At 72.4% G+C, this 16,947-nt stretch carries 16 protein-coding genes and 1 pseudogene; 9 read left to right on the top strand and 8 right to left on the bottom strand.

Annotated features, from left to right (window positions below; translation table 11 throughout):
* Positions 1-113: 113 nt before the first annotated feature.
* On the bottom strand, positions 114-458 hold the full coding sequence (locus B079_RS0102270) for a hypothetical protein (protein ID WP_037801065.1): 345 nt from the start codon (positions 456-458) through the stop codon (positions 114-116).
* Between the two features lie 110 nt (positions 459-568).
* Here B079_RS0102270 and B079_RS0102265 point away from each other — a divergent pair, with 110 nt between their 5' ends.
* Positions 569-898, top strand: a complete 330-nt coding sequence (locus B079_RS0102265; RefSeq protein ID WP_018544142.1) for a hypothetical protein — start codon at positions 569-571, stop codon at positions 896-898.
* A 184-nt stretch (positions 899-1,082) separates the two neighbouring features.
* Here the strand turns inward: B079_RS0102265 and B079_RS0102260 are convergent, their stop codons facing one another.
* Positions 1,083-2,528 carry an MFS transporter gene (locus tag B079_RS0102260; RefSeq protein ID WP_018544141.1) on the bottom strand — a complete coding sequence of 482 codons (1,446 nt, stop codon included), beginning with the start codon at positions 2,526-2,528 and terminating at the stop codon, positions 1,083-1,085.
* 94 nt (positions 2,529-2,622) lie between these two features.
* Between B079_RS0102260 and B079_RS0102255 the strand changes: the two genes are divergently transcribed.
* Both B079_RS0102255 and B079_RS0102250 read left to right on the top strand, forming a co-directional pair.
* Entirely contained in the window at positions 2,623-3,381 is a 759-nt protein-coding gene (locus tag B079_RS0102255; protein WP_018544140.1) for a TetR/AcrR family transcriptional regulator, read from the top strand.
* A 55-nt stretch (positions 3,382-3,436) separates the two neighbouring features.
* Positions 3,437-4,219 carry a hypothetical protein gene (locus B079_RS0102250; RefSeq protein ID WP_234016729.1) on the top strand — a complete coding sequence of 261 codons (783 nt, stop codon included), beginning with the start codon at positions 3,437-3,439 and terminating at the stop codon, positions 4,217-4,219.
* A 48-nt stretch (positions 4,220-4,267) separates the two neighbouring features.
* Here B079_RS0102250 and hutH read toward each other — a convergent pair whose 3' ends face one another.
* From hutH to B079_RS0102235, 3 genes are all read right to left on the bottom strand, one after another.
* Positions 4,268-5,806: a histidine ammonia-lyase gene (gene hutH / locus B079_RS0102245; protein WP_018544138.1), complete on the bottom strand. Its 1,539-nt coding sequence runs from the start codon at positions 5,804-5,806 to the stop codon at positions 4,268-4,270.
* 106 nt (positions 5,807-5,912) lie between these two features.
* Positions 5,913-7,055 (bottom strand): GGDEF domain-containing protein, encoded by a 1,143-nt coding sequence (locus B079_RS0102240; protein ID WP_018544137.1) that lies wholly within the window; start codon positions 7,053-7,055, stop codon positions 5,913-5,915.
* A 354-nt stretch (positions 7,056-7,409) separates the two neighbouring features.
* Positions 7,410-8,204, bottom strand: coding sequence for an enoyl-CoA hydratase/isomerase family protein (locus B079_RS0102235; RefSeq protein ID WP_018544136.1), 795 nt, complete (start codon positions 8,202-8,204; stop codon positions 7,410-7,412).
* A gap of 199 nt (positions 8,205-8,403) precedes the next feature.
* On the opposite strand from B079_RS0102235, the gene B079_RS31185 reads away from it, so the two are divergent.
* A complete protein-coding gene (locus B079_RS31185; protein WP_078495800.1) occupies positions 8,404-9,177 on the top strand; it encodes a hypothetical protein in 774 nt (257 codons plus the stop codon).
* Between the two features lie 34 nt (positions 9,178-9,211).
* Here the strand turns inward: B079_RS31185 and B079_RS0102225 are convergent, their stop codons facing one another.
* Together B079_RS0102225 and B079_RS0102220 are read right to left on the bottom strand one after the other, a co-directional pair.
* Entirely contained in the window at positions 9,212-10,330 is a 1,119-nt protein-coding gene (locus B079_RS0102225) for an adenylate/guanylate cyclase domain-containing protein (RefSeq protein WP_018544135.1), read from the bottom strand.
* Positions 10,331-11,221: 891 nt separating this feature from the next.
* The gene (locus B079_RS0102220; RefSeq protein WP_026248267.1) at positions 11,222-12,082 is read right to left on the bottom strand and encodes a biotin--[acetyl-CoA-carboxylase] ligase; all 861 of its coding nucleotides are present in this window, start codon (positions 12,080-12,082) and stop codon (positions 11,222-11,224) included.
* Positions 12,083-12,187: 105 nt separating this feature from the next.
* Between B079_RS0102220 and B079_RS31180 the strand changes: the two are divergent.
* The 5 genes and pseudogenes from B079_RS31180 (at position 12,188) to B079_RS0102195 (ending at position 16,123) form a co-directional block, all read left to right on the top strand.
* Positions 12,188-13,302 (top strand): annotated as a pseudogene (locus B079_RS31180) (RNA-guided endonuclease InsQ/TnpB family protein).
* A gap of 102 nt (positions 13,303-13,404) precedes the next feature.
* Positions 13,405-15,006, top strand: coding sequence for an acyl-CoA carboxylase subunit beta (locus B079_RS0102210; protein ID WP_018544133.1), 1,602 nt, complete (start codon positions 13,405-13,407; stop codon positions 15,004-15,006).
* 36 nt (positions 15,007-15,042) lie between these two features.
* A complete protein-coding gene (locus B079_RS0102205; RefSeq protein ID WP_018544132.1) occupies positions 15,043-15,252 on the top strand; it encodes an acyl-CoA carboxylase epsilon subunit in 210 nt (69 codons plus the stop codon).
* 100 nt (positions 15,253-15,352) lie between these two features.
* Positions 15,353-15,481, top strand: a complete 129-nt coding sequence (gene mmpB, locus B079_RS36265; RefSeq protein WP_018544131.1) for a morphogenic membrane protein MmpB — start codon at positions 15,353-15,355, stop codon at positions 15,479-15,481.
* A gap of 27 nt (positions 15,482-15,508) precedes the next feature.
* Positions 15,509-16,123, top strand: coding sequence for a Maf family protein (locus tag B079_RS0102195; RefSeq protein ID WP_018544130.1), 615 nt, complete (start codon positions 15,509-15,511; stop codon positions 16,121-16,123).
* Here the strand turns inward: B079_RS0102195 and B079_RS31175 are convergent.
* A complete protein-coding gene (locus B079_RS31175) occupies positions 16,095-16,637 on the bottom strand; it encodes a hypothetical protein (RefSeq protein ID WP_018544129.1) in 543 nt (180 codons plus the stop codon). The genes B079_RS0102195 and B079_RS31175 overlap by 29 nt on opposite strands.
* Between the last annotated feature and the right edge of the window lie 310 nt (positions 16,638-16,947).

Below are 16,947 nucleotides of genomic sequence, written 5' to 3'. Positions count from 1 at the left end.
GTGTGGGACACGCCACGCCCCTGCGAAGGGGGCGGGATCGGCCGTGCTCTCCTGTACAGACGAGAGAACCCGGACGGTGGTTGCCGTCCGGGTTCACGGATGCCCCAGGACGCTCAGCCGATGCCGTCTTCCTCGTCGTCGTCCGACCTATCATCCTCGCCCAGGTCCCACTCCGGCGAATCCGGGTCGTAGTCGATCTGCTCGCTCGACCAGGAAGCCTGCTGGAGCTCCACTCCGGGTACCCCGCTGACCAGGCTGAACGGATCGACGAGCGACGCCAGCGCCTCTTCGGTGTCTTCCGTCACAGCGGACTCGGCGTGCGCCCGCTCGGCCTCCGTGACCTCCGGGTCGCCGGCCAGCCGGTTCACCGCGGCCTGCGTCAGTTCGTCCTCGTCGGTCACCTCCAGGATCAGCTCCACCTGAAGCCGTACAAAACGTGATGTCTTTTCAGCGTCCATGCCGTGAGCCTAGAGCCGAAACCTGTCGTGACTTTCCTGTGACCCGCGATTTTCACTAACATCGCTCCACACGGCCAATTCGCCAGTGCCACAAGGGGGATCGATATTCCGTGTCATCCGCTCGCCGTCCGCTGCTGACCGCCACCGCCGCGGGCACGCTGCTGTGCGCTCTGTGGTTCGTCCCGTCCGCGAACGCGTCCCAGGACGGCCTCCCGAGAGACGTGGTGGAGCAGTCGGCCGTGGCCGACTCCTCGACGCGGATCACCCAGCAGACCGCCACGGTGTCCGGTGACACCGGGCGGGAGGTGACGGAGGAGACCGAACTCGCCGACACCGGAAGCTTCGACACCACGCCGTACGTCGTCACCGGCACGCTGCTGCTCGCCGTGGGCGCCGGATTCGTGGTGTATTCGGTACGCCGGGAACGGCTGGGTTTCTGAGGTTTCCGGGGTTCCGGGGCTCGGGGGGTTTCCGGAGCTTCCGGGCTTTCCGGGGCGTGTGGGGTTTGTTGGGGTTTCCGGGGCCTACGTGGTTTGCGAGGTTTCCGGGGCTTTCGTGGCCCCTTTTTCCGGGGCGTGATTTCAGGCGCCCCGCGTTTTCCGCGGCGCGGAAATACCCGCGCCCTCAGCCGTGCGCCCGCTGCGCGTGCCGGGGCAGCAGCCCCACCAGCAGCAGGGTGACGACGTTCAGCGCGGCGGCGATGCCGAAGACCAGCTCGGCCGCGCCCAGGTAGGACGACACCGACCCGCTGCCGACCCGGGCGAAGAACACCGTACCGAGGGCGGCGACACCGAGCGCGCCCGCGAACTGCTGGACGGCGTTGAGCAGGCCCGCGCCGGTGCCGACCTCCTCGGGGGTGGCGTCGCCGATGATGAAGTCGACCAGCGGGACGAACACCAGCCCCGAGCCGAAGCCCGTGACCAGCAGCGCGGGCGCCAGCGTCCAGACCGTGACGTCCGCACCTTGACGGGCGACGGTCCACCACAGGGACAGCAGGCCCACCACCGCGATCGACAGCCCGAGACGCAGGCTCGCACGGCCCAGCTTCTCGGCCAGCACGGCGCCCGCGAGCAGCACGGCGACGGCGGTGCCGAGCGCCCAGGGGATCAGCGTGAGCCCGGTGCGCAGCGGACTCCAGCCCAGGCCCTGCTGGAGCAGCAGGTTGACGACGAGGACGAACGCGCTGAGCGAGGCGTAGAACCCGGCCACGACCGCGAGCCCGACGACGAAGCCGCGCTTGCGGAACAGGGACGGCGTGATGACCGGGTGGCCGGTGCGCCGCTGGGAGACGACGAACAGGGCGAGCAGGACGACCGAGCCCGCGAGCATGCCGTAGGTCCAGGCGGGCCAGCCGAGGTCGCGGCCCTGGATGAGCGGGACGATCAGCAGGGCGGAGGCGGCGGTGAGCAGGCCGACGCCGGTGAGGTCGAGCCGGGCGGTGCGGTCCTCGCCGCCGTGGCGGGGCAGCACGCGGTGGCCGAGGGCGAGGGCGGCGAGGCCGAACGGCACGTTGATCAGGAAGATCGAGCGCCACTGGCTGCCGAACAGGTCCAGGTGCAGCAGCCAGCCCGCCAGGATGGGCCCGCCCACCATGGTCAGCCCCATCAGCGGGCCGACCGGGGCGAGCGCCCGGCGCAGCTGCTGGGGCGGGAAGACCACCTTCACCAGGGCGAGGCCCTGCGGGATCATCACCGATCCGAACAGGCCCTGGAGCGTGCGGGCGACGATCAGGAAGACCGCGTCCGGCGCGAGACCGCAGGCCAGCGAGGCCAGCGTGAAGCCGGTCATGCCGAGCAGGAACAGCCGCCGCCTGCCGAGCAGGTCCCCGAGCCGCCCCGAGGTGACGAGGCCGAGCGCGAAGGCGGCGGTATAGGCGCTCAGCACCCATTGGACGGTGACCTGACCGGCGCCGAGGTCGGCGCGGATGGCGGGTCCGGCGAGGTTGGCGACGCTGGAGTCGATCAGATCCATGACATCGGCCAGGACCACGACGACGAGAACGAGCCACGCGGTGCGCAGGGGCAGCGTGGGGGTGGGAGGCGCTTCGGAGGCGCGCTGATTGATGGACACGAACGCTGTTCTACGCTGGAACAGCGTTCGTAGTAAAACGAACGCCGTTCAGAGTGACACAGAACACTGTTCGTCCCTTCGTTAGACTCCCCCCATGTCACCGACTCCGCAGCAACGGCGCGCAGCACGGCACGGCGCCGCCCCGGGCACCTCCACGACGCGGCGCGGACCGTCCGGCGGGCGCAAGAAGCCGATCACGGTCGACGCGATCATCGACACCGCATTCGGCATCGTGGAGCGGGAGGGCTACGCGGCCCTGACGATGCGGCGCGTGGCCACCGCGCTGGAGACGGGACCGTCCTCGCTCTACGCCCACGTGGTCAACAAGGAGGACCTGGACGAGCTGCTGATCGGCCGCCTGTGCGCCGAGATCGAGCTGCCCGAACCGGACCCGGCCCACTGGCGGCGGCAGATCACCGACGTCTGCACCCGGCTGCGCGACCAGTACCTGCGCTACCCGGGCATCTCCCAGGCCGCCTTCGCCGCCGCCCCGTCCCACCTGGACACCCTGCGCGTCGGCGAGGGCATGCTCGCCATCCTGCTCGCCGGGGGCATCGCACCGCAGGCCGCCGCGTGGGCCATCGACTCCCTGATGCTCTACGTCAGCGCCTACAGCCTCGAAGTCTCCCTGGCGAACAGCCGACTCGGCCGCGACGCGGAACCGGGTGCGGAGCCGGATGAGGACGGCTGGGTGGTCGGCCGCGACGAACTGCTGCGCCGCTTCGCCGCGTTGCCCGACACCTTCCCCCAGACCAAGCGCTACGCCACCGAGTTGACCGCCGGAACCGTCCACGACCGCTTCGACTTCACCATCGGCCTGATGATCGACGGACTGGGGGCCGCGGACCGCTGAATATGACATGACGTCCGTTTGACGATCCTTTGACCGAGCGCGCATAGTCCGCCCCATGAGGAGATCACCGGGCGTGCGCCTGTGCGCCACCGCCGCCGTGAGCACCCTGTCCGTCGCCCTCGTCACGGGCTGCTCCGGCTCGGGCTCCGGATCGGCCTCCGGCTCCGGCCCGCGCGGCCGGGCACTGAACGCCGCCGCGCTGGACCGGCTGGTCATAGCCGAGGGCGAACTGCCCGGCTACGAGATACGGCCCACCGACCCCGGCACCACCGCCGGTGACCCGCCGCCCTCCGCCGGGGCCGCGTGCCGCCCCCTGCTCCCGCTCCTGGCCGGTACCGCACCCGGCACCCCGGCGGCCCAGGTCAGCCGCACGGCGGCGGAGAAGGACGGCCCGGAGACCCACGCGACGGCCCTGGACGGCCTGTCCGAGGGCGAGGTGCAGAACGCCGTGCGCCAAAGCATGGACCGGGACGTCACCGTGATCACCCTCGCCTCCTACGCTGGGAACGGCGCCCATCGCGCGCTGCGCTCGGTCTCCGGCGCGGTACGGGCCTGCGCGGACGGCTTCGGCGGCACCGGGCCCGGCGCGCGAACGTTCACCGCGTTCACGCCGGAGCACGCGTCGGGCGCGGGCGAGGAGTCGGTGGCGTTCGCCGCGGCGGGCGGTGACGGAGCGGGGGACGGTGCGGCGAGCGGCGGCTCGGTCCACTTCCAGGTGGTCCGCCACGGCAGCACCCTCGCGACGTACATGACGATGAACGTCGGCGCGATGATGGCGCGTCGGGCGTACGCGGTCCCGCCCCGGGTGATCAGCGCACAGTCGGCCAAGCTGCGCTGACGGACAGGGCCCCGCCCGTCCGGACGGAGCCCCTGTCTCCCGACTGCCTTACCGCAGCGGCCCGGTGACCGTCTCGGCGGCGGCGACGACCCCGCCCGTGCGGACGAACTCCTCGGCGGCGGCCAGGTCGGGCGCGAGGAAGCGGTCCGGACCCGGACCCTGGACCCCGGCGGCACGCGCGGCGTCGATGACGGCCCGCGAGGCGGGCGCCGCCTCCAGACCCTCGCGCAGCTCGACGGCGCGCGTGGCGGCGTACAGCTCGACGGCGACGATCCGCGTCAGGTTGTCCACGGCGGTCCGCAGCTTGCGCGCGGCCGACCAGCCCATGGAGACGTGGTCCTCCTGCATCGCGGAGGACGGGATGGAGTCGGCCGAGGCGGGTACGGCCAGCCGCTTCATCTCGCTGACCAGCGCGGCCTGCGTGTACTGGGCGATCATCAGCCCGGAGTCCACCCCCGCGTCGTCCGCGAGGAAGGGCGGAAGCCCATGGCTGCGGTTCTTGTCCAGCAGCCGGTCGGTACGGCGCTCGGCGATGGAGCCGAGGTCGGCGGCGGCGATGGCGAGGAAGTCGAGGACGTAGGCGACCGGGGCGCCGTGGAAGTTGCCGTTGGACTCCACGCGTCCGTCGGGGAGGACGACGGGGTTGTCGACGGCGGCGGCCAGCTCGCGCTCGGCCACCAGGCGGGCGTGCGCCATGGTGTCGCGTCCGGCACCGGCGACCTGCGGTGCGCAGCGCACCGAGTAGGCGTCCTGGACGCGGGGCGCGTCGTCCTGGTGGTGCCCGGTGAGCTGGGAGCCCTTGAGGACGGCGAGCATGTTGGCGGCGGAGTCGGCCTGGCCCGGATGCGGGCGGATGGCGTGCAGCTCGGGGGCGAGCACCTTGTCCGTGCCGAGCAGCGCCTCCAGGCTGAGGGCGGCGGTGACGTCGGCGGACTTGTAGAGCGTGTCGAGGTCCGCGAGCGCCATGATCAGCATGCCGAGCATGCCGTCGGTGCCGTTGAGGAGGGCGAGCCCCTCCTTCTCGCGCAGCTCGACGGGCTGGATGCCGTGCTCGCGCAGCAGCTCACCGGCCGGGCGCACGGTGCCGTCGGGGCCCTCGGCCTCTCCCTCGCCCATGAGGGTCAGCGCACAGTGGGACAGCGGGGCGAGGTCGCCGGAGCAGCCGAGCGAGCCGTACTCGTGCACGACCGGCGTGATCCCGGCGTTCAGCACGTCGGCCATGGTCTGCGCGACCTCGGGGCGGACGCCGGTGTGCCCGGAGCAGACGGTCTTCAGCCGCAGGAACATCAGCGCCCGCACGACCTCCCGCTCGACCCTCGGGCCCATACCGGCGGCGTGCGAGCGGACGATGTTGCGCTGGAGCTGGGCGCGCAGCTCCGGGCTGATGTGCCGGGTCGCCAGGGCGCCGAAGCCGGTGGAGACGCCGTAGACCGGGTCGGGCTTCGCGGCCAGCGCCTCGACGATCTCGCGGGCAGCCGCGAGGGCCGCCACCGCCTCGGCCGACAGCTCGACGCGGGCGCCGCCGCGCGCCACGGCAATCACGTCGGACGCGGTCACGCCGGAGGTCCCCACCACCACAGTGTGCATATCCATATTCAGGAGCGTACGCACTGAATTCCGCGCTGTCACCAGTGGATTGCGGTCTCACCCCTTACTTCTGCTGTGCTCCCGCTCACGGCACCGGGCTCCGCCCTCACGGCAGCCGCCCCCGGAAGCGACGGCGCTCGGGCCGGGCGGGCGACGCCTCGTCGGCCAGCCGGACCACCGGGTCGTCAGGACCCTCCCGCCCCGCCACCACCGGCCGGTCGGCCCGCTCGGCCTTGGCCCGGTACTGCGCCGCGTCGGCCAGCCGGAACAGCCGCCGCGCGTCCCGCACCGGCCCGATCGGGTCCTCCGTCGAGGCCACCCCGCACGCCACCCCCTCGCCCAGCTCCAGCTCCCCGGCCCTGCGGCACAGCTCGTCGGCCGCCTTCACCACGTCGTCGGCGGGCGGCCCCACCGCGAGCAGACAGAACTCGTCCCCACCGAGCCGCGCCGCGAGCGCGCCCGGCACCATCGCCCCGCACAACGACAGCACCGACCCGAACCGCTCCAGCAGCCGGTCCCCGACGGCGTGCCCGTGCGTGTCGTTGACCCGCTTGAGCCCGTTCAGATCACAGACGACGAGGCTGACCGGCACCCCCTCCGCGCGGTGCCGCTCGATGGCCTCCTCAAGGCGTACGTCCACGGCGCGCCGGTTGGCGAGCCCCGTCAGCGCGTCGGTGAACGCCAGCCGGTTCGCCTCCTCCAGGCGCTCGGTCTGCGCGATGCCCGCCGCCACGACCGCCGCGAGCACGGTGGCGAAGTCGGCGTCACCCCGGTCGAACACCGGCGCACCGTCCGCCCGCGCCACATACAGCTCGCCCCACGCCCTGCCGTGCAGCACGACCGGCGCCACGACACAGCAGCCCCGGCCCCGGCGGCGCAGCGCGGCGACCCGCTGATGGAAGTAGCCCGGGGTGCCCGCGGCGGGCCCCCACGCGGTCTCCACCCACGCGTTCGGCTCCCCGCCCCCGGCCCACCGCTCGTGCAGGAACTCGGTGATCTCCGGGAACTGATGCACCGGATACGCCTCCGCCTCCGGAAACTCCTCCTCGCCCTCGGCCCGCTCCCCCACGTTCACCAGCACCCGCAGCCGCCCCAGCTCCCGCTCCCACACCGACAGCGCGGCGAAACTCCCGTCCAGCGCCCGGCACGCCCCGGCCGCCGCCGCCCGCCACGACTCCGTCCCGGTACGCGCCGCCGCCATCCCCTGAGCCAGCGCCACCACAGCGGCAAGCCGCTTGTCCTCACCCATTACTCCAGGTTAGGCACCAATTGCTCCGCCGGTATCGCAGGCAGGGCACTCAGGTGGACTGTGCGGAGTGGGCTGACCTGTAAAGCGCGGTGAGTTTCTTTTGGGGGCGCGGGGAACTGCGCGAGAGGCCACGACGACGCGAAAGCCGACACGACACCGCAACCACCCCAAGGGGCGCGGGGAACTGCGCGCCAAGCCACGACGGCACGAAAGCCGAACCACCCAGCCCAGCCCACCCAGGGGCGCGGGGAACTGCGCGACAAGCCACAACGAACCCGCACCCGAACCACTCACCTCAGCCGATCCAGGGGCGCGGGGAACTGCGCGACCAGCCACAACGAACCCGCACCCGAACTACTCGCCAGGCCACGCAGGCACCCGCTTCTCGTTGAACGCCGCCACCCCCTCCGCCCGATCCCCCGAGAACGCCGTGGCCCGCCACGCCGCGTCCTCCACCTCCAGCCCCGCCCGAAGCTCCAGCCCCACCCCCAACCGCAACGCCCGCTTGGCCGCCCGCAGCCCCACCGGCGAGTTCCCAGCGATCCGCGCGGCCAGCGCCAACGCCTCGTCGCGGTCCCGCCCCGCCGCCACCACCTGGTCCACCAGACCCAGCCGCCCCGCCTCGTCCGCCTCCACGCGCCGCGCCGTGAAGATCAGCTCGGCCGCGCGCGCCGCCCCGACCCGTCTGGGCAGCAGCTGCGTACCACCGCCGCCCGGGATCACGCCCACCGACACCTCCGGCAGCCCCACCACCGCCGTACCGTCCGCGACGATCAGGTCGCAGGCGAGCGCCAGCTCGAAGCCGCCGCCGAGGGCGAAGCCGTGCACCGCCGCGATGGTCGGCATGGGCAGCTCAAGGACCCCGATGTAGGCCGCCCGCGCCACCGGCCGCTGACGCATCAGGTCCGCGTCGGTGAAGGAGTTCCGCTCCTTGAGGTCCGCCCCGACACAGAACGCCCGTTCGTGCGAGGAGGTCAGGACGACCACGCGCGCCTCCCGGTCGGCGGCCAGCGCCGCGCACGCCGCCGTGAGCGAGCGGGCCATCTCCGTGGAGACCGCGTTCATGGCCTTGGGCCGGTCCAGCACCAGCTCCGCCACGTGCCCGTGCCGCCGCACCAGCACGAACTCCCCGAACCGCTCCTCGCTCATGACACCCTCCGGTTAACGCGGGTTAACTGAATCCGCCTCGATCATCGCAGCCCCGCCGGGCCCAGGGGAAGGCCGACCGACCCTGACGCCGCCCTGACTCGACCCTGAGACCGCCCTACACCCGTTCGAGTGACATCCCGTTCGACTCCTCCCACACCGCCCACAGCAACGCATAGCGTGCGCGGCGGGGAGGGATGACATGACGCCGAGCAATGCGAAGACACCGGGCCCGAAGCCCCCGGGGACAGCGCGGGACGGCCGGTCCAGCACACCGTCGAACGCCCCCGCCCCCACCAAGCCGATCGCGATCACCCTGGCCGACCTGCCCGAGTCGACGGCCGCTCTGCCGCAGTCCGCGAAGGACGCCGCCGTACCCCCGCCGCGCCGGGGCCGCCACCGTCGTCCCCGCCCCCGCAAGGTGCTCCTCGCCGCCGGTGGGCTCGCGCTCGCCGCCGGGGTCCTCAGCCTCGTGCGCGTCGCCCCGGAGTCCGGCCTCGCCGGGCCCGCCACCGCCGAGGCCGAGCCGCAGCACGGCTGGGGAGCCGAGCGCACCGGCGACTCGCCCGACGCGTCCGCGTCGCTCGCCGCCGCGCCCACGGCACTGCCGTCGGCCGCCACGGCCCTGGGCGGTACGCGCCCCGCGCCGACCGGTACGGACGCCGCCGAGGACAAGAAGCCGTCCGCGCGGAAGGACACTGCAGAAACGGTCGGCCAGGGCACCACCACGGCGGACACACCGCCGCACGCGGACCCCGACCCGGATACGGGCACCGGCAGCCAGTCGCACGACGCCCCGCACACCACCGACCCCGGCCCCGCGACCGCGTCCGAGCCCGAACCTGCCAAGACCGCCCCCGCCCCCGCGCCGTCCCACACCGCGGCCCCCGCCCCGGAGCCGACCCACAGCGCGGCCCCGCCGCAGCAGAGCGGGGTGTGCCTGCTCGGGCTGTGCCTGCGGCTGGGCGGCTCGTGAGAGGCCGTACGGTCCGTACCGTCCGCGCCGTCGGTCAGGAAGGGCGGCGCGCGAGAAGCCAGGGCTCGACGACGCCGAGGCCACGCACCGGGCGCTGCCACATCGGCTGGAGCGCGAAGCGGTAGGCGGGCGGCTCCTCGCCCTCCTTCTCGGCGGTGGCCACTGCTTCCGCGGCCTCCGCCTCCGAGGCGGGTGCGACACCGGTCCGGATCAGTTCCTCGGCGAAGGCGCTGTCCACCAGTACGGCGTCGCGCGGGGCTATCGAGGTCAGCCGGGAGGCGAGGTTCACGGTCGTACCGAACACGTCGCCCATCCGGGTGGTCACCGTGCCGAACGCCATGCCGACGCGCAGCTCGGGCATCGTCTCGTCGTTGGCCAGCGTCTCCACCAGGCGCAGCGCGATGTCGGCAGCGAGGGCGGCGTCGTCCGCGACGTACAGCACCTCGTCGCCCAGGGTCTTGATGAGCCGTCCGCCGCGCGCGGCCACCAGGTCGGCGGCGGTCGTCTCGAACGCCTCGACCAGCTCGCCCAGCTCCTCCTCCTCCATCCGCCGGGTCAGGCGGGTGAAGCCGACGAGGTCCGCGAAGGCGACGGCGAGGCGGCGGTCGACCATCTCCGCGTCGTCCACGGTCTGCATGACGCGCCCGGCCGACGCGGCGAGCTGGCGCCGCCACACGTAGACCAGGAACTCCTCCAGCTCGGGCAGGAGCAGCTCGATGATCGGGTACGTCACCTCGGTACGGGTCATGCCCGGCTCGGGGGGCTCGGTCAGGCCCTCCAGGAAGGAGTCGATCTGCCACTCGGCCAGCCGGGCGGTGGTCTGTCCGGTGGACCGGGCGACCTGTACGGCCATCGCCTCGCTGAGCAGGCCCGCCTCCACCAGACCGGCGAGCCGCCGCAGGGCGAGTACGTCGGCCTCGGTCAACGCCTTGGCCTGGCCTATGTCCGCGAAGCCCATCGCCCGCCAGAAACGGGACGCCAGCTCCATGGAGACACCGGCGCTGCGGGCAGCCTGGAAGGGGGTGTAACGGCGCTCGGCGCCGAGGATCAGCTGTTCGAGGCGGAGGGCGAGCGGGTCGTCGCCGGGGTCGGGGGCATCGGGGTCCACCCGGCCCTCCGCGCCCGCGCCGGAGCCCGTGTCGTCGACGCTCACGCCTGCTGCCCTTCCGATCTGCCGCGGTCAGGTCCGACCGGCCTCAACTCTACGGCAGGTGTGCGCCAGCTCACTCCGCTGGGACCGTCCGACCGGACGAACGCTCCCCCGCTGACGGAGCACCCGGGTCGCACGGGGGCGCGGGCTGCCTCCGGCGGTGCAGCCGTCGTACACAGCCCGGCGCTTCCCCGGGGACACGCGCCCCCCTGTGACGGCCCGACCACCCCCGACGAGTGCTTCGAGCCACCGTGCCCTCGCTGGGGCGTACTGAGACACCTCGGCCTCTCAGGAGGGGCGCCCGGGGGTACGGCAGCGGGGCACACCAGGTCCGGGCTTCTTCTACTGAGGGCACCCTCCGAGCCGGTCCGACGCCCCGGCCGCGGTCCGCCCGTTCCAGCCCGGCCCCTCGCCCGGGGTCCGCCCGAGTCGAACCGACCCCCTTGCCGAGGGCACCCCGAGCCACCCCCGCCCGAGGCGCCCCCCCAAGACCCTCAGGACGGGCGCGCCGGGTGTACGGCAGCGGGGTTACAGCCACCAGGCCCGACTCTTCTGCTGCGGGGCACCTTCCGAGCCGGTCCGACGCCCCGACCCGGGTCCACCCGGCCCAGCCCGACCCCTCGCCGGGGTCCACCCGAGTCGAACCGACTCCTCTGCCGGGGGCCCTCCGAGCCACCGCGCCTTCGCCGGGGCGCCCCCATCCGCATCGGCCACTCAGGACGGCCCCGCGAGCTGCCCGGACGGGCGGGGGTACGGCAGCGGGGCGCGGCCACGGCACCGGCTCTTCCACCGCGGACCGGCCGAGCCACCCCGCCCCTGCCGACGAGACCGTGCCCGAGCCCCCGCTAGGACAGCCCCACGCACCACTCCACAGCCGCCCCTCCCCGCCCGCACCTACTCCGGCCGCAGATGCACGACGTCCCCCGCCCCCACGGCCTCCCGCTCGCCGCCCACCGTCGTGATGACCAGGCGTCCGTCGCCGTCGATGGCCGTCGCCTCGCCCCGTAGGACCCGGTCGCCGGGGAGTTCCGCGCGGACCTGGCGGCCGAGGGTGGCGCAGCCTGCCACGTAGGTCGCCTGGAGGCCGCTCGTGGCGGGGTCGCCGGAGGCCGTGCGCCAGCGGTCGTACCAGTCCTCCAGGGAGCGGAGGACCGCGCGGAGCAGGGGGTCGCGGTCGGTGTTCACGGCACCGGCGAGGAGGAGGGAGCCCGCCTGGGGGACGGGGAGTTCGTCGGCGCGCAGGGTGATGTTGAGGCCGACGCCGATGACCACGCCGTCCGCACCGGCCCGCTCGGCGAGGATGCCCCCGGCCTTGCGCTCCTCGCCGTCGACGGTGACCAGGAGATCGTTGGGCCATTTCAGGGCCGTGTCGACGCCCGCCGTGCGGGACAGCGCGGTCGCCACCGCCACGCCGGTCAGCAGCGGCAGCCAGCCCCAGCGCTCCATGGGGACCTCGGCGGGCCGCAGCAGGACGGAGAAGAACAGCCCCGAGCGCGGCGGAGCCGTCCACCGCCGGTCGAGCCGCCCCCGCGCCGCCGTCTGCGCCTCGGCGACCAGCACCGTCCCCTCCTCCGCCTCCCCCGCGTTCGCCCGCGCGACGAGATCGGAGTTGGTCGACCCGGTGCTCGGCACCACGTCGACCCGCGACCACAACCCGCCCTCCCGCACCAGCGCCCGCCGCAGTCCGACAGAACTCAGGGGCGGCCGTTCCAGATCGGACCAACGGCTGTTCTCTGCTGCATCGCGGGGCGTCATCAAGGTTCCTTTGCAGACACCCCGGCCTTCGGGGTGGGAGAAATCGGAGTGCGGCCACTACCAACCGTTCCCGTGAGGCACTCAGGAGTCACTAGGATCCGAGGCATGGCGCGGCAGGTGAAGCGGGCGTTCACATACCGTTTCTACCCCACGGACGAGCAGGCGGCGGAGCTGTCCCGCACGTTCGGCTGCGTTCGCCTCGTCTACAACCGGGCGCTGGAGGAACGCACCCGAGCCTGGCGCGGCGGACAGCAGCGCATCTCGTACGTGCAGTCGTCGGCCGCGCTGACCCGGTGGAAGAAGACCGAGGAACTCGCCTTCCTGGCCGAGGTCTCCTCGGTGCCGCTTCAGCAGGCGCTACGGCATCTTCAGACGGCGTTCGGGAACTTCTTCGCCAAGCGTGCCAAGTACCCACGGTTCAAGTCGCGGAAGAAGTCCCGCGCATCGGCGGAGTACACCCGCTCAGGGTTCAAGTGGCGTGACGGTCTGTTGACGCTGGCGAAGATGGCCGAGCCACTGGGCATCCGCTGGTCCCGGCCCCTACCGCAGGGAGCGGAACCGTCCACGGTGACGGTGTCCCGCGACAGCGCGGGACGCTGGTTCGTTTCCCTGCTCTGCGAGGACACCATCGCCCCGGCCCCTGCCACGACAGCGGCGGTCGGGATCGACGCCGGGATCACCTCTCTGGTGCCCGCAGGAAGGTCGCGCGTGCACATGCCCGGATCGCCGACCGCCGCAGGGACTTCCTGCACAAGCTCACCACTCGGCTCGTCCGTGAGAACCAAACGGTCGTGATCGAGGACCTCACCGTCCGCAGCCTGCTGAGGAACCACACCCTGGCGCGCGCCATCTCGGACGCGGCCTGGACGGAACTCCGGTCGATGCTGGCGTACAAGTGCGCCTGGTACGGGCGCGATCTCGTCGTGATCGACCGCTTCTTCCCCAGCTCAAGGCTGTGCGGAAAGTGCGGCACGGTCCGCGACACGCTGCCGCTGAACGCCCGCGAATGGACGTGCGACCACTGCGGCGCCGTGCATGACCGCGACATGAACGCGGCACACAACATCCTGACCGCCGGGTCGGCGGCCACTGCCTGTGGAGGCGGTGTAAGACCTCGACGGGAGTCCTCCCCGACGGGGCGGTCGCCGGTGAAGCAGGAAACCCGGCGGGCGACCGCCGGACTCCCGCCCTTAAAGCGGGGGAAGAGGCCAAGCAAGTAACCCTAGGTGTGGGAAACACCGCACTGCCGACCGGCAGGTGCGCCACTACGCTACGGATGACTTACCGTCCCCCCTTTTGAGCAGGCAGGGAGCCGCATCCCGATGTCCGAGCCGGAAGAGCGTCACGAGATCGACATTCACACGACCGCGGGGAAGCTCGCGGATCTCACGCGGCGGATCGATGAGGCGACGCACGCCGGGTCGGCGCGGGCCGTCGAGAAGCAGCATGCCAAGGGAAAGCTGACGGCTCGTGAGCGGGTGGAACTCCTGCTGGACGAGGGGTCGTTCGTGGAGCTGGACGAGTTCGCCCGGCACCGGTCGACCAACTTCGGCCTGGAGGCGAACCGGCCGTACGGCGACGGGGTCGTGACCGGGTACGGCACGGTGGACGGGCGTCCGGTGGCCGTGTTCTCGCAGGACTTCACCGTGTTCGGCGGGGCGCTCGGCGAGGTGTACGGGCAGAAGATCGTCAAGGTGATGGACTTCGCGCTGAAGACGGGTTGTCCGGTCATCGGGATCAACGACTCCGGTGGCGCGCGCATCCAGGAGGGGGTCGCGTCGCTGGGGGCGTACGGCGAGATCTTCCGGCGCAACACGCACGCGTCGGGCGTGATCCCGCAGATCAGCCTGGTCGTCGGGCCCTGTGCCGGTGGCGCCGTCTACTCGCCCGCGATCACCGACTTCACGGTCATGGTCGACCAGACCAGCCACATGTTCATCACCGGTCCTGACGTGATCAAGACCGTCACCGGTGAGGACGTCGGCTTCGAGGAGCTGGGCGGCGCCCGCACGCACAACACCGCCTCCGGCGTGGCCCACCACATGGCGGGCGACGAGAAGGACGCGATCGAGTACATCAAGCAGCTGCTGTCGTACCTGCCGTCCAACAACCTCAGCGAGGCCCCGGTCTTCGCCGAGGAGGCCGACCTCGCCGTCACGGACGAGGACCGCGAGCTGGACACCCTGGTGCCGGACAGCGCGAACCAGCCGTACGACATGCACACCGTGCTCGAACACGTCCTGGACGACGGGGAGTTCTTCGAGACGCAGGCGCTGTTCGCACCGAACATCGTCACCGGGTTCGGGCGGGTCGAGGGGCACCCGGTGGGGCTCGTCGCCAACCAGCCGATGCAGTTCGCGGGGTGCCTGGACATCAAGGCGAGCGAGAAGGCCGCCCGCTTCGTGCGCACCTGCGACGCCTTCAACATCCCGGTGCTCACCTTCGTGGACGTCCCCGGCTTCCTGCCCGGCGTCGGCCAGGAGCACGACGGCATCATCCGCCGGGGCGCGAAGCTGATCTACGCCTACGCCGAGGCCACCGTCCCGCTGATCACCGTGATCACCCGCAAGGCGTTCGGCGGCGCGTACGACGTGATGGGCTCCAAGCACCTGGGCGCGGACCTCAACCTGGCGTGGCCCACCGCGCAGATCGCGGTCATGGGCGCGCAGGGCGCCGTCAACATCCTGCACCGCCGCACCATCGCGGAGGCGGAGGCGGCCGGAGAGGGCGACGCCACGCGGGCGCGGCTGATCCAGGAGTACGAGGACACGCTGCTCAACCCGTACGTCGCGGCCGAGCGCGGCTATGTCGACGCGGTGATCATGCCGTCCGACACCCGCTCGCACATCGTGCGGGGCCTGCGTCAACTGCGCACGAAGCGGGAATCCCTGCCTCCGAAGAAGCACGGCAACATCCCCCTGTAGGACCGAGGACCACGCAGCCGTAGACCGGGAGCCGTCATGAACATCAAGGTCGTACGAGGCAATCCGACCCCGGAGGAGCTGGCCGCCGCACTGGCGGTGGTCCGGGCCCGCGCCGTGGCGGTGGCCGAGACGCCGTCCGGCGCGGCGGGAGCGCGGGACGCGTGGTCCGATCCGGCCCGGATCGCGGGGCGGCGGCTGCCGCAGCCGGGGCCGGTGTCCTGGAGCCGTACCTACTGGCCGTCCTGAGCCGCAGGACCGACCGGTTCCGGCCGGATCCGGAAGAGCCGCCTCAGGTGAGTACGCGTACTCAGGCGCCGGACCCGGCCGCCGCCGCACGCTGGACAGCATGCTGTGGTCAGACCCCGAGAACGAGCCGCCCGAGGATCTTCGCCGGATGGAGGCGAAGCTCAGGCGGCTCGGTCTGTTCGTGGCCCTGGCCATGGTGCTGACGATGATCGTGATCGGCCTGAGGTGAGCCGCGCGGCGGCGCTACGCTGACGGCATGACCGACCAGCAGCGCCGTCTCATTCTCGCCTCCCAGTCCCCCGCCCGGCTCGGCCTGCTGCGGCAGGCGGGGCTCGCCCCCGAGGTGATCGTCAGCGGGGTCGACGAGGACGCCGTCACCGCGCCGACCCCGGCCGAGCTGGCGCTCGCGCTGGCCGAGGCGAAGGCGTCCGTGGTCGCGGCGAAGCCGGAGGTGCAGGGGGCGCTGGTGATCGGCTGCGACTCGGTCCTGGAGCTGGACGGGCAGGCGCTGGGCAAGCCCGCCGACGCCGAGGAGGCCACCGCCCGCTGGAAGGCGATGCGCGGGCGGGCCGGGGTGCTCCAGACCGGGCACTGTGTGTGGGACACGACGGCGAAGCGGTACGTGTCCGCGACGGCCTCCACGGTGGTCCGCTTCGGTGAGCCCTCGGACGCGGAGATCGCCGCCTACGTCGCCTCGGGCGAGCCGCTGCACGTGGCCGGGGCGTTCACGCTGGACGGCCGTTCGGCGCCGTTCATCGAGGGCATCGACGGCGACCACGGCAACGTGATCGGCATCAGCCTGCCCCTGGTCCGCAAGCTGCTGGCCGAACTGGGCGTCGGCATCACGGAGTTGTGGGCGCCGGCCGGGTGAAGGGGGCGCGGCCCGGCCGGTCCTCGGTGCGGGGGGCCGGGATGACGGGCGCCGGGGTCTGCGGAGCGGCCTCGGCGGTCGCCGTACCGTCGCCCTTGCCGCTGTCGCCGCCGTCCGTGGCGCGCGCGGCGGGCGCCGGCTCCGCGTCGTAGGTCATCAGGAGCAGCAGGAGCAGGGCGAAGGTCACCATCAGCGTCACGAAGACCGCGGGGTCCGTGAGGGCCAGGGCGGCGGCGCCCAGCAGGGCGTGCACCACGGCGGCGCTGATCAGCAGGATGCGGCCGAACCCGGCAGGGGCGCGGTCGCGCACCGCGACGAGCAGGGCGACGAGCGCGCAGAGCGCGAAGTAGAGCCCGAAGACCACGCCGCCGATCTTCGAGGACACCGACATCAGGTCGGGGTCGATTCCGGCGAGCGACATGTGCTGGCGGTCGGCGACCATGCCGAGGAACCAGTTGAACGCCGCGATCACGCAGCCCTCGGCCAGCAGGACGACCGCCACGATCCATGCCACCGGTCTGCGCACCACCGGCCCCCACCCACTCTCGACCCAAGTCCGAACAGTTCTGCTGTTACCCGAAGTACGTTCGTGTCAACCGCGAACGCTACCGCCGGTCCCGGCCGACCGGGAGGGGTCGGCGGAGGGTAAAGCGGAGGACAAGGGGCGGGGCGGCCGCAAAGAATCATTGGGCCATTCGTAGGGACTCGACAAAGAAACCGCGTGGCCCGCAGCACGCTTTCACAGAGACCTTGGCCACATGGCAGGGCTAGGGTTTTCCGGTGGAGTCCTGCGTACCGAGGTGCGACATGGGCTTTCGTGGAAC

The organism is Streptomyces sp. LaPpAH-108, assembly GCF_000373625.1.
Classification (GTDB): Bacteria; Actinomycetota; Actinomycetes; order Streptomycetales; family Streptomycetaceae; genus Streptomyces.
The sequence above is the reverse complement of the archived record's forward strand: the minus strand, read 5'-3'. Positions and strand labels throughout refer to the sequence as shown.

Bases quoted from the DNA above. Each gene is read 5' to 3' on its own strand.
- B079_RS0102270 (WP_037801065.1), bottom strand. From the start codon at position 458: ATGGACGCTGAAAAGACATCACGTTTTGTACGGCTTCAGGTGGAGCTG.
- B079_RS0102255 (WP_018544140.1), top strand. From the start codon at position 2,623: ATGTCACCGACTCCGCAGCAACGGCGCGCAGCACGGCACGGCGCCGCC.
- B079_RS0102250 (WP_234016729.1), top strand. From the start codon at position 3,437: ATGAGGAGATCACCGGGCGTGCGCCTGTGCGCCACCGCCGCCGTGAGC.
- hutH (WP_018544138.1), bottom strand. From the start codon at position 5,806: ATGCACACTGTGGTGGTGGGGACCTCCGGCGTGACCGCGTCCGACGTG.
- B079_RS0102240 (WP_018544137.1), bottom strand. From the start codon at position 7,055: ATGGGTGAGGACAAGCGGCTTGCCGCTGTGGTGGCGCTGGCTCAGGGG.
- B079_RS0102235 (WP_018544136.1), bottom strand. From the start codon at position 8,204: ATGAGCGAGGAGCGGTTCGGGGAGTTCGTGCTGGTGCGGCGGCACGGG.
- B079_RS31185 (WP_078495800.1), top strand. From the start codon at position 8,404: ATGACGCCGAGCAATGCGAAGACACCGGGCCCGAAGCCCCCGGGGACA.
- B079_RS0102220 (WP_026248267.1), bottom strand. From the start codon at position 12,082: ATGACGCCCCGCGATGCAGCAGAGAACAGCCGTTGGTCCGATCTGGAA.
- B079_RS0102210 (WP_018544133.1), top strand. From the start codon at position 13,405: ATGTCCGAGCCGGAAGAGCGTCACGAGATCGACATTCACACGACCGCG.
- B079_RS0102205 (WP_018544132.1), top strand. From the start codon at position 15,043: ATGAACATCAAGGTCGTACGAGGCAATCCGACCCCGGAGGAGCTGGCC.
- mmpB (WP_018544131.1), top strand. From the start codon at position 15,353: ATGCTGTGGTCAGACCCCGAGAACGAGCCGCCCGAGGATCTTCGCCGG.
- B079_RS0102195 (WP_018544130.1), top strand. From the start codon at position 15,509: ATGACCGACCAGCAGCGCCGTCTCATTCTCGCCTCCCAGTCCCCCGCC.